An 11477-nucleotide genomic window follows, 5' to 3' on the forward strand; every position below is an offset into this window, starting at 1 on the left:
TCTCCAGGCCCTGCCGTTGACCACGCTCAAGATCGATCGTGCCTTTGTCGGCGGCATCGGCAGCTCCGCCAAATCCGAGGCCCTAGTTCGCGGGATCGTGAGCCTCTCCCGCGGGTTGGGTATGCCGGTGGTGGCGGAGGGGATCGAGACAGACGCGCAGCGCGCTTTTGTCCAAGGGCTCGGATGCGAGCGCGGCCAAGGCTTCGGACTAGGGCGCCCCATGCGGGCGGATCAGCTTACCGAGATCCTTTTCGGTGGGGGACCATTGGGCGTTTCATAGCGCGGGCCCACGACTAATCGGCGCCATCCAGGCCCATCTGCCAGAAATCGATCTCCAGACGGGTCGCATCCCGGAAGACCTCCGTCAACTCGTCGAAGCGGCTGCGGGTCACCTCCGCCAAGCGGGTGTTGAGCCACGCCCGTTCGGCCTGCATGCCCGCCTGGAACTCCTCGCTCTCGTACATGGCAATCCAGGCGTCGTAGGGATTGGCGTCGCCGCGGACGGTGTCCGGCTGCGCATTGAGCCAGTTGGCGATCTCCCCGTAACCCACTAGGCAGGGTGCCAGGGCCACATGCAGATCGAGGAGGTCGCCGCGGTTGCCGGTGTCCAGCACGTACCGGGTGTAGGCCATGGTGGCTCGTGCCTCGGGCAGCTTCGCCAGATCCGCTTCCGAGATGCCCCACTCGCGGCAGAAAGACACGTGCAAACCAAGCTCCACGTCCAGGATCGTCTTCATACCCGCATGGGCCTGGCGGAGATCCTCCAGGTTGCGGCTCTTGTAGGCCGCCAGGGCGTAAGCGCGGGCAAAGTGGGTCAGGAACAGGTAGTCCTGCTTGAGGTAGTGGCGGAAGGCCTCCGCGCTCAGGGTGCCTTGACCGAGCGTGCGTACAAACTCGTGCTCGATGTACGCCCGCCAGTCCTGTTCGCAGGCCGCGACCAGGTCATCGAACGTGAAAGCCATCGTGCTTGCCTCCCTGTGGCGCGGTGCTCCGGGTTCTCAATCCCGCTTTCAGGATACCAGCCCTTGACGCTCTCGCTCGTGAGTGGCCCGAGGCGGTGAGCAGAATCTGTCCATCGCTCGCGAACCCGCGCAGCGCGGGGCTACACCGGGTGTCTCCACACGGTTTTCCACAGTTATTGTGAAAACCGGCCGGTCCATGCTGGTAGGCTCGGAGACCGATAAGCGGCGGAGCGAGCAAAGGGGGGTATGGTGAGCGCATGGAGTCTCTGGTTGGGTGGGGCGATCGTCCTGGTCCTGACGGATCTTTTCCTCTTCGGCGGAGCGAGCGGTGTGCTGCTCGCTGCGGCGGGCATGGCGCTTTTCGGGATGGGAGCCGCGCTGTTGGGTCTGTCCTGGGAGCTGCAGATCCTCACCGCCGCGCTCTCCGGGGTGGTGTTGGTGCCGCTGGCGCTGATGCTGCTCCGGCGCTGGACGCCGGGGCAACTGACGCAGGGCGTGGACGACCCGCGGGTGCGGCACCAGACGTTTCGGGTCCACCTCGATGCCCGTGGTGATCCGCGGGTCCACATCCTCGGTGATGAGTTCGGCGCACGCCCCTGGTCGGCGGACATGCAGCTCGAGGAAGGGGCCGCGGTCCGACTGGTTCGCTTTGAGGGCACGACGGCGGTCGTAACCCGTGAGGACGGGGGTGATGCCGGAAACCCCCAACAAGGACGCAAAGGTGAGCACCATGAATGATGCCGTGGCGATTCCCGAGGTGACCTCGATTCTGGTCGTGCTGATGGCGGTGCTGCTCATCGCCATCCTCGTCAAGGGTCTGGTGATCGTCCCGCAACGCCATGCGATGGTGATCGAGCGCCTGGGTCGTTACCACCGGACGCTGGAGGCGGGGCTGAATCTGATCATCCCTATCCTCGATCGGCCCCGTCCGATCACGATTGTCCGCTATCGCGACAACAAGAAGAGTATCGATACGGAGAAGCAGATCGACTTGCGTGAGGTCGTGCTCGACTTCCCCAAGCAGGAGGTCATCACCCGCGACAATGTCGGGGTGCGCATCGACGGGGTGCTGTACTACCAGATCATGGACGCCCAGGCGGCCATTTACGGCGCCGAGAACCTGGTCCTTGCCGTCCAGACCCTGGCGCAGACCTCGCTGCGCTCGGAGATCGGGCGCATGGAGCTCGATCAGATCTTCGAGTCCCGTCAGGAAATCAACGGCCGGCTGCAGGCGACCATGGATGAGGCCGGCAACAAGTGGGGCGTGAAGGTCAATCGCGTCGAGATCCGCGATATCGACATCCCGGATGACATCCGCGAGGCCATGAACAAGCAGATGGCCGCCGAACGTGCCCGGCGCGCCGAGGTGCGCGAGGCAGAGGGCTACAAGCAGGCAGAGATCCTCAAGGCCGAGGGCGACAAGGAAGCCGCCGTGCAGCGGGCCGAAGGCGAGAAGCGGGCCATCAAGCAGATCCTCGAGGCTGCCGACGACGCCGACGGCCTGGAGTCGCGGGATGCGATGCGCTACCTGATCGCCCAGGGCTACATCGAGGTGCTGCCCAAGGTCGCGCAGGACGGCGAGCGGGTGTTCCTGCCGCTGGAGGTCACGAGCCTGATGGGATCGGTGGGCGGTATTCGTGAGCTGCTGGGGCCGGCGACGGGGGCTGCGGCGGCTTCAAGCCAGTCCGGTTCCGGCGCCGGTGGATGAGCGGCCCGGCCGGACGATCCCCCACCTTCGGAGTTGGAGATAGCCATGAGTCAGCCTTTCGAGTCCGTCAACGTCCTGGGCCAGCCCCTCGCGCCCTGTAGCACTCAGCCTTTGACCGGCTTCTACCGGGACGGGTGCTGCAATACCAGCCACGAGGATTTCGGGATCCATACGGTCTGCGCCCAATTGGACGAGGCATTTCTGGCCTTTACCCGGGAGCAGGGCAATGACCTGACGACCCCCAACCCCGTCATGGGGTTTCCCGGCCTTCAGCCCGGGGACCGGTGGTGTCTGTGCGCCGGCCGCTGGATGGAGGCCTACCGCGCGGGAGTGGCTCCCAAAGTGGATCTGCACGCCACGCATGCCGAGACCCTGGCCGTGATCGACCTCGATACGCTGAAGGCGTACGCGCTGTGAGTGCGAAGCCGTTGGTTCCGCGCCCGTTGCGCGCCTGCTAGCCCCCGCGGTCCTGGTTCCCTTGGCTAGGCAGCCTCTGGATGAGGGTAACCCCTCAAGTTAGAGTGCCAATCCACGTGCCTACATCTCAGGAGCAGGATCAGCGAGGATGAACCAAGAGAACCTGGCGAGCTTCATTTGGGGGGTTGCCGACCTCCTGCGCGGTACGCTCAAGCAGTCGCAGTACGGGCGGGTGATCCTGCCCTTCACGGTTCTGCGCCGGCTGGAGTGCGTCCTTGAGCCGACGCGGGATCAGGTCCTGGAGCAGGCCAAGGCCTACCAGGACAAGCCGGCGGCGATGCGCGATCGTATCCTGCGCAATGAGGCTGGTCTGGAGTTCTACAACACCTCGCCGTTGCGGCTGGCCACGGTCTCGGAGACCCACACCCGGGAGGACCTCAACGACTACGTGCGCCACTTCAGCGCGGCGGCGCGTGAGGTCTTCGAGCACTTCCGCTTCGAGGAGTTTCTCGAGCGCCTCGAGCACGGCGACGCCCTCTACCCGGTGGTCCAGCGCTTCGCGGCCATGGATCTCAGTCCGCAGCGGCTGGATAACTTCTCCATGGGCGTGGTCTTCGAGGAGCTGATCCGCAAGTTCGCCGAGGCCTCCAACGAGACCGCCGGTGAGCACTTCACGCCCCGTGATGTCGTGCACCTGACGACTTCGCTGGTCTTCACCGGCCAGCAGGGGCGGCTGCAGCGCGGTGAGATCATCAAGATCTACGACCCGGCAGCGGGTACCGGTGGCTTCCTGTCCGAGGCGCAGAACTACATCCAGCAGATCAGTGAGGGCGTGGACGTCTCGCTGCACGGCCAGGAGCTCAACCCGGAGTCCTACGCGATCTGCAAGGCGGACATGCTCATCAAGGGCGAGCCGGTGAGCAATATCGCCCTGGGCAACACGCTCTCCGACGATCAGCACCATGGGGAACGCTTTGATTACCTGCTTGCCAATCCGCCGTTCGGGGTGGACTGGAAGGGTAGTCAGCGCGCAGTGAACGAAGAGCACGAGCAGCTGGGTTTCGCCGGCCGCTTCGGCCCGGGGCTGCCGCGGGTCAATGACGGGGCGCTGCTCTTTCTCCTCCACCTGGTGAGCAAGATGCGCCAGGACCAGAGCAGCCAATGGCCGTCGCGCATCGGCATCATCCTCAATGGCTCGCCGCTTTTCACCGGCGGCGCCGGCGGAGGTGAGTCGGAGATCCGGCGCTACCTGCTTGAGCGCGATCTCGTCGAGGCCATCGTGGCCCTGCCCACGGACATGTTCTACAACACGGGCATCGCCACCTACGTCTGGATCCTCTCTAACGCCAAGCCCGCCGAGCGCAAGGGGCACGTGCAGCTGATCAACGCCACCGAGCACTACTCGAAGATGCGCAAGTCGCTCGGCAACAAGCGCCAGTACCTCGACGACGACGCAATCCGGACCATTGTGAAGCTCTACGGTGACTACGAGGAGACCGAGGAGAGCCGGATCTTTCCTGTGGAGACCTTCGGTTACCGCCGGATCACCGTCGAACGCCCGCTGCGCCTCAACTTCCAGGCCAGCGAGGAGCGCATCGCCCGGATTCCCGAGCAAAAGCCCATCCAGAAGCTCGGTGAGGGGGACCAGCAGGCGATCCTGGACGCCTGTCGTCGGCTCGATGGCGCCCTCTACCAGGACCGCGAGGCCTTCACCCGGGAACTCGATGCCGCCCTGCAGAGCGAGGGCGTGAAGCTCAAGCCCAACCAGCATAAGGCCGTGCTCGCCGCCCTCAGCGACCGCGACCCGGAGGCGCCAATCTGCCGGGATAAGAAAGGCCGGGCCGAGCCGGACCCGGAACTGCGCGATGCCGAGAACGTGCCGCTGACCGAGTCCGTCGACGACTACTTCGAGCGCGAGGTGAAGCCGCACGTCCCCGATGCCTGGATCGACACCAGCAGGAAGGATGCGCGTGATGGGGAGGTGGGCATCGTCGGCTACGAGATCCCCTTCAACCGCTACTTCTACAAGTACGAGCCGCCGCGATCGCTGGAGGAGATCGACGCCGACCTGCGGGAGTGCACCGACCGTATCAAGCGGATGATTGAGGAGCTGTCGGCATGAGTTATCCGGCGTATCCGGAGTACAAGGATTCGGCTGTTGAGCAGGTAGGATCTGTTCCGTCTCATTGGACGCTGTGCAAGATTAAACATATGTTGTCTTTTTTGGGTTCTGGAGGTACTCCCGATACTGAAGATGACAAATGTTGGGCAGATAATGGTAATGGTTATCCATGGGTCGCGATTTCCGACATGTCAGAGCGGTCGTATGTGGATGAGACCTTTAGCCGGATAACTGAGCACGGGCTGAAGAGTAAAAATCTTGAGCTATGGCCGTGGGGCACTTTGGTATTCTCAATGTATGCTAGCCTAGGGCACGTCGCAGAGCTGAGGTGTTGTGCGGCAATTAATCAGGCTCTTTTGGCGTTAAAGCCTGAAAAAAACGTTTGTCAAAGATATTTGAAATATTGGTTTGAGTTCATCAAGCCCACTTTGATTGAAAGCGCGAGAAGCAACACCCAGAATAACCTAAATGCGTATTTGGTGCGCAATATCTCATGCCTGCGTCCCCCATATCACGAACAATATAAAGTGGCACAATTCCTCGATCACGAAACCGCCCGCATAGACGCCCTGATCGAGGAGCAGCAGCGCCTGATCGAGCTGCTCAAGGAGAAGCGCCAGGCGGTCATCTCCCATGCCGTCACCAAGGGCCTCGATCCGGATGTGCCGATGAAGGACTCCGGTGTGGAGTGGCTGGGGGAGGTTCCAGCTGAGTGGGTCGTATCTAAGCTTGGCTACTATTTCGCTGAGCCACCTTGCTACGGAGTGCTGGTTCCGGATTTTGATCCGGATGGGGTGCCCATGCTTCGAATAACAGACATGGAAAATGAATACATTGATGGCACAGGGCTGACAACGATTAGTCCTGGTCTGTCTAGACAATACTCACGCACCATTGTTCAGGTTGGTGATGTTGTCCTGTCGTTGGTGGGCACGATTGGCAAGGCAATCGAGGTTTCTCAAAGGCTTGAAGGGGTAAACCTCTCGCGTGCTATCGCTCGGCTACAGCTAAAGCCCGATGTGTTGCCTCGTTACGTTTGTTGGATTTTCCAATCCGGAGCTTTTTCTCATTTCACAGACCTTGTTTGCCGTGGGACTGCTCAGCGTGTTTTGAATGTTTCGTCCCTGGTTTCATTTCGCTTTACTTTCCCCTCATACAATGAACAAGTCGCAATTAGTGCTTTCCTAGACCTAGAAACCGCTCGCATTGACGCGTTGATGGAGGAAGCTGAATTAGTCATCAGTCTACTCCAAGAACGCCGCTCCGCCCTGATATCCGCTGCCGTCACCGGCAAGATCGACGTCCGCGATTGGACGCCACCGGCCTCGAGCACGGAACCTGAGCATGAAGGCGAGGGCGCCGTTACATGAGCTACGGCCGCAGCCTGCGCCTGTTTCTGGTGGATGACTCGCCGAACGGGCTGATTACCGCCGAGATCATGAATTGGACCGGTCATGTGCTGACCGGGCCGCGGAGCAAGCTCAGTGAGCTCATCCAGCGCCCCGAGTGCGGGCGCACCGGCGTTTACTTTCTAGTGGGGCCGGACCCGGACAACAGCCTGCGCCCGCTGGTCTACATCGGCGAGACCGATGACGTCGGAACTCGGCTCAAGCAGCACAACCGCCCGGAGGATCAGGGCGGCAAGGACTTCTGGGAGAAGGTCTGCCTGGTCACCAGCAAGGATCAGAACCTGACCAAGGCCCACGTCAAACACCTGGAGAGCCTGCTCATCCAGAACGCCACGGAGGTCGGCCGCTGTCGGCTGGCGAATGGCACGGCGAAGGGGTACGCCAACCTGCCGGAAGCGGATAGGGCCGACATGGCCTTCTTCCTCGATCAGATCCGCGTCGTCCTGCCGGTGCTCGGCTTCGACTTCCTGCGGGCGGTGCCGAAGCCATCGACGCCGGAGAGGCCCGGCGATCAGCCGAAGGCGGAAGCCTCGCCGTTCTTCAGCCTGGAGCTGCCGAAACACGGGCTCAAGGCCCGCGGCCAGGAGTACGAAGGCGAGTTCTACGTGCTATCCGGGTCCCTGGCCCGAGAGTCGTGGAAGGGACCAAGCGGTGGCTACGAGGCCTTGTTCCACCAGCTCTGTGAGGACGGGGTGCTGGTCGACGACGGTGCTGGCCGTCGGCGGTTCACCCAGGATCAGGCCTTCTCGAGCCCGAGCGCTGCGGCGGCCATGGTCTCGGGCCGCACCGCCAATGGACGTACCGCGTGGAAGCTGGAGGGGAGTTGCGAAACCTATGCGGAATGGCAGGATCGACAGGTACAGGCCGCCGAGGAAGCGGCGGCATCGGCGAGTGATCAGGGAGTGAGCCCCGGCGATGGCGGATCCTAAAGAGCGCGCCTTCCAGCAGGCCATCATCGACGAACTGGTTGCCGCCGGGTGGCAGCTCGGCAGCAGCGCCGCCTACGACCGCGAGCGCGCCCTCTACCCCGAGGATGTGATCGGCTACTTCCGGGAGGCCCACCCGGATCAGTGGGAACGTTTCGCCAAGCACAACGCCCGCGAACCGGAGAAGGCGCTGCTCGATCACGTGGCCCGCGAGCTGGAGAAGGTCGGCACGCTCGAGGTGCTGCGCCACGGCTTCCGCACCCCGGGGGCCAAGGTCGAGCTGGCCACCTTCAAGCCCGACCACTCGATGAACGAGACGGTGCTTGAGCGCTACCGGCAGAACCGGTTGCGCGTGGTGCCCGAGCTCTCCTACTCGCCGCACGCGCAGGAGGGCACGTACAACCCTCGGCTGGATCTGGCTCTGTTCGTCAACGGCCTGCCCGTGGCCACCCTGGAGCTCAAAAGCGAGTTTCAGCAGTCGGTGGAGCAGGCGATCCGTCAGTACAAGCACGACCGGCCAACGAAGGCGAAGACCAACGGCAAGCAGGAGCCGCTGCTCAAGTTCAAGCGCGGCGCGCTGGTTCACTTCGCCGTCAGCCAGGACCGGGTGGCCATGACCACCCACCTGCAGGGCAAGAAGACGAAGTTCCTCCCCTTCGATCGCGGCACCGAAGAAGGTGGTGCGGGCAATCCGCCCCCGGCCTCCGAGAACGACTACGCCACCAGTTACCTCTGGCGCGAGGTCTTCCAGCCGGATCACTGGCTGCACATCCTGGGGCGGTTCCTGCACCTGGAACAGAAGACGCACGAGGACTTCCACGGCCGCCGGAGCAAGAAGGAAGCGCTGATCTTCCCGCGCTACCACCAGTGGGAGGCGGTCACCCGCCTGATTGACGCCACCCGGGAAGAGGGGCCTGGGCAGCGCTACCTGATCCAGCACAGCGCCGGCTCCGGCAAGTCGAACTCCATCGCCTGGACCAGCCATCAGCTGGCCAGTCTCTACAACGACCAGGGTGAGAAGCTCTTCGATTCGGTGATCGTCGTCACCGACCGCAATGTCCTCGACCAGCAGCTGCAACAGACGATCTACCAGTTCGAGCACGCCAGCGGAGTCGTTCGCCTGATCACCGGTAGCGAGGGCCGCAGCAAGTCCGAGCAGCTGGCCGAGGCGCTGAAGGCGCGCACGCGGATCATCGTGGTCACCATCCAGACCTTCCCGGCGCTGTTCGAGGCACTGGACCGGCACAAGGATCTGGCCGCCGGCAAGTACGCGGTCATCGCCGATGAGGCGCACTCCTCGCAGACCGGCACCTCGGCGCACAAGCTCAAGGCGCTGCTCGGTGTCGAGCGCAGTGAGGACGAGGAGGTCAGCGCCGAGGAACTGCTCGATGAGGCAGTGGCGGCCCGCGGCCACACGGATCGGATCAGCTACTACGCCTTCACGGCCACGCCCAAGGCGCGGACGCTGGAGATGTTCGGCCGCCCGCCTGATCCCTCCCGGGGCCCGGCCTCGGACAACCTGCCGGCACCCTTCCACGTCTACTCCATGCGCCAGGCCATCGAGGAGGGGTTCATCCTCGATGTGCTGCAGAACTACATCACCTACAAGACGGCCTTCCGGCTGGCGCACCCGCACGGTGAGGCGTACGAGGTCGACGCCCGCGAGGCTTCATCGAAGATCGCCCGCTGGGTGCGGCTGCACGAGTACAACATCGAGCAGAAGGTAGAGGTCATCGTCGAGCACTTCCGCGAGCATGTCCGTCACCTGCTTGATGGCCAGGCCAAGGCCATGGTGGTCACCAGCAGCCGCCGCGAGGCGGTGCGCTACCAGATCGCCATGCGCAAGTACATCGACCAGCAGGGCTACGCCGATGTCCACCCGCTGGTGGCCTTCTCCGGGCAGGTGGAGCCGGATGAGGTGATTCCGCAGGCGGTCGATGAGCGCAGCAGCCTGCTGAATCCGGGGCTCAAGGGCCGCGACCATCGGGGTGCGTTCGACACCGATGACTTCAACGTGATGATCGCGGCCAACAAGTTCCAAACCGGCTTCGACCAGCCGAAGCTCTGCGCGATGTACGTCGACAAGCCGCTCCAGGGGGTGGATTGCGTCCAGACGCTCAGCCGCCTCAACCGCCCGTTCGAGGGTAAGGAGGGGCGGACCTTCATCCTCGACTTCGTCAATGATCCGGAGGAGGTGCGCAAGGCCTTCGAGCCGTACTACCGCACCGCCGAGCTGGAGGATGTCTCGGACGCCCAGGTCGTCTACGACCTGATGCGCAAGCTCAACGAGGCGCAGATCTACCAGTGGGAGGAGGTCAAGCAGTTTGCCCACGCCTTCTACGACTCGAAGGCCAAGGACTCGAAGCTCAACTACTACGTCCGCCCCGCGCAGGACCGATTCCAGAAGCGCTACCAGGCCGCCATCGAGGCGGTGCGCAACTGGGAGTCCGAGCGCAAGCGCGCCGAGTGCCAGGGCGATCAGGCCGGACAGCAGCGTGCGGACTACGAGCTCAAGGAAGCGAACGAGGCGAAGGAGACCCTGGAGCTCTTCAAGAAGGACCTCAACAGCTTCGTGCGCATCTACGAATTCCTCTCGCAGGTGATCGAATACGGAGACCGTGATCTCGAAGCCCTGGCCGTCTTTGGCCGCTACCTGGGTCCGCTCCTACGCCTGGAAGCCATCGATAAGGATGAGGTCGACGTCTCGGAACTGGAGCTGACCCACTACCGCATCCAGAAGCAGGCCGAGCAGGCCGTTCGACTGGGAGAAGAGCAGGGCGCATACGCCCTCCCCGCCGTCAGCGGTGTCGGCTCGGGGCAGGCGCGGGAGCCCGAGAAGAAACCGCTCCAGGAGATCATCGACCGGCTCAACGATCTCTTCGGCCAAGATACCGCCGACGAGGACAAGCTGACCTGGCTGCAGGAACTCGGCACTCGGGCGCGACGGCACGAGCAGGTCGACCACCAGATCGACACCTACGATGTCGACCAGATCATGCACGGGAGCTTCCCCAAGGTGCTGGAGAAGATCCTCATCGACAGCATCCAGGAGCGTGAGCAGATGGCCACCAAGGCGCTGGAGAGCAACGACAACTTCGATGCCCTGGCGCGGCTGCTGGTGCGGTTTATGAAAGCGGAGAAGGAGGCGTCCACATGATGGGTGTCGACTCAAGGGATCGTGGCGGGGGGCGGATGAATGCCTAGCTATGCGGACCTCCTGCTCCAGCCAGAGGAGGGTGGCGACTTTATCAAGGCTCGCCGTACGCTCTTGGGGTCGACAAATGGCCGCCATGTGAGACGCAAGGTTATTTTCCGGAGTTTTCGTTCATGCACATGACGGTTACGGAAAGAGAGGGGTGGGGTGGCATTGTTTCCGCGCTTCAACGTGCCGGCGACGGCGATGTCGTGCGCCTAGAGGCTGGCACTTATCGCGGTGACACCACGCTGGTCGTTCCGCGAGGTGTCGAACTCATTGGCAACTCGGGCACAGTACTCGAAATGCACGAAGTTATGCCGGTGATTCAGGTGCATGCGAGCGGCGGGCAGCAGGTACGCAATCTGGAAGTCCGGCTAGATCAAGCAGCGGGTACAGCCGCTGGGTGCGGTGAGTTTTACTATGGAATCGTCGATGTGGAAAACGCGAAGCATGTGATTTTTGCTGATTTGCTTCTTTGCGGTGGGGGGCATTCCTTGATGGGATTCTCTCTGCGTGCAAGCGACCGGATCCAAATCGAATCGTGTCATGTCACGTTGCTAACAAGATCGGGGCTTCTTCTCGCCGGCGTCCGGGATGCTGACGTTGACCAATGCGAGATCGATCACTGTGGCGGTGGCATTGTCTCCAGAAGGTGGTCCAAGCTGTCTGCCAGCCTTCGCCTCACGGCCAACCGATGCCACGACAACGCCCTATCAGGGATTGCTTTAAAATCGGCC

At 62.8% G+C, this 11477-nt stretch carries 10 protein-coding genes; 9 read left to right on the top strand and 1 reads right to left on the bottom strand.

The window, feature by feature from the left end:
- Positions 1-280 (top strand): EAL domain-containing protein (locus LRF89_RS12225; protein ID WP_238637233.1); only part of this gene is annotated, 280 nt, incomplete at its 5' end.
- Between the two features lie 13 nt (positions 281-293).
- Here LRF89_RS12225 and tenA read toward each other — a convergent pair.
- Positions 294-962 carry a thiaminase II gene (gene tenA, locus LRF89_RS12230; protein ID WP_201167053.1) on the bottom strand — a complete coding sequence of 223 codons (669 nt, stop codon included), beginning with the start codon at positions 960-962 and terminating at the stop codon, positions 294-296.
- A gap of 249 nt (positions 963-1211) precedes the next feature.
- Between tenA and LRF89_RS12235 the strand changes: the two genes are divergently transcribed.
- The 8 genes from LRF89_RS12235 to LRF89_RS12270 form a co-directional block, all read left to right on the top strand.
- Positions 1212-1700 carry an NfeD family protein gene (locus LRF89_RS12235; protein WP_238637234.1) on the top strand — a complete coding sequence of 163 codons (489 nt, stop codon included), beginning with the start codon at positions 1212-1214 and terminating at the stop codon, positions 1698-1700.
- Positions 1693-2670, top strand: coding sequence for an SPFH domain-containing protein (locus tag LRF89_RS12240; RefSeq protein WP_201167388.1), 978 nt, complete (start codon positions 1693-1695; stop codon positions 2668-2670). The genes LRF89_RS12235 and LRF89_RS12240 overlap by 8 nt, the downstream gene beginning before the upstream one ends.
- 45 nt (positions 2671-2715) lie before the next feature.
- A complete protein-coding gene (locus tag LRF89_RS12245) occupies positions 2716-3087 on the top strand; it encodes a DUF2237 family protein (RefSeq protein ID WP_238637235.1) in 372 nt (123 codons plus the stop codon).
- Positions 3088-3235: 148 nt separating this feature from the next.
- Positions 3236-5209 carry a type I restriction-modification system subunit M gene (locus LRF89_RS12250; RefSeq protein WP_238637236.1) on the top strand — a complete coding sequence of 658 codons (1974 nt, stop codon included), beginning with the start codon at positions 3236-3238 and terminating at the stop codon, positions 5207-5209.
- Complete coding sequence (locus tag LRF89_RS12255; protein ID WP_238637237.1) at positions 5206-6579, top strand: restriction endonuclease subunit S; 1374 nt, start codon at positions 5206-5208, stop codon at positions 6577-6579. Before LRF89_RS12250 ends, LRF89_RS12255 begins: the two co-directional genes overlap by 4 nt.
- The gene (locus tag LRF89_RS12260; RefSeq protein WP_238637238.1) at positions 6576-7547 is read left to right on the top strand and encodes a GIY-YIG nuclease family protein; all 972 of its coding nucleotides are present in this window, start codon (positions 6576-6578) and stop codon (positions 7545-7547) included. The genes LRF89_RS12255 and LRF89_RS12260 overlap by 4 nt, the downstream gene beginning before the upstream one ends.
- Positions 7534-10701, top strand: coding sequence for a type I restriction endonuclease subunit R (locus LRF89_RS12265; RefSeq protein WP_238637239.1), 3168 nt, complete (start codon positions 7534-7536; stop codon positions 10699-10701). Before LRF89_RS12260 ends, LRF89_RS12265 begins: the two co-directional genes overlap by 14 nt.
- A gap of 170 nt (positions 10702-10871) precedes the next feature.
- On the top strand, positions 10872-11477 hold a 606-nt coding region (locus LRF89_RS12270), incomplete at its 3' end, for a right-handed parallel beta-helix repeat-containing protein (protein WP_238637240.1).

Origin of the sequence: Halorhodospira sp. 9621, from assembly GCF_022228055.1 — a bacterium.
Taxonomy (GTDB): domain Bacteria; phylum Pseudomonadota; class Gammaproteobacteria; order Nitrococcales; family Halorhodospiraceae; genus Halorhodospira; species Halorhodospira halophila_A.

Bases quoted from the DNA above. Each gene is read 5' to 3' on its own strand.
- tenA (WP_201167053.1), bottom strand. From the start codon at position 962: ATGGCTTTCACGTTCGATGACCTGGTCGCGGCCTGCGAACAGGACTGG.
- LRF89_RS12240 (WP_201167388.1), top strand. From the start codon at position 1,693: ATGAATGATGCCGTGGCGATTCCCGAGGTGACCTCGATTCTGGTCGTG.
- LRF89_RS12245 (WP_238637235.1), top strand. From the start codon at position 2,716: ATGAGTCAGCCTTTCGAGTCCGTCAACGTCCTGGGCCAGCCCCTCGCG.
- LRF89_RS12250 (WP_238637236.1), top strand. From the start codon at position 3,236: ATGAACCAAGAGAACCTGGCGAGCTTCATTTGGGGGGTTGCCGACCTC.
- LRF89_RS12255 (WP_238637237.1), top strand. From the start codon at position 5,206: ATGAGTTATCCGGCGTATCCGGAGTACAAGGATTCGGCTGTTGAGCAG.
- LRF89_RS12260 (WP_238637238.1), top strand. From the start codon at position 6,576: ATGAGCTACGGCCGCAGCCTGCGCCTGTTTCTGGTGGATGACTCGCCG.
- LRF89_RS12265 (WP_238637239.1), top strand. From the start codon at position 7,534: ATGGCGGATCCTAAAGAGCGCGCCTTCCAGCAGGCCATCATCGACGAA.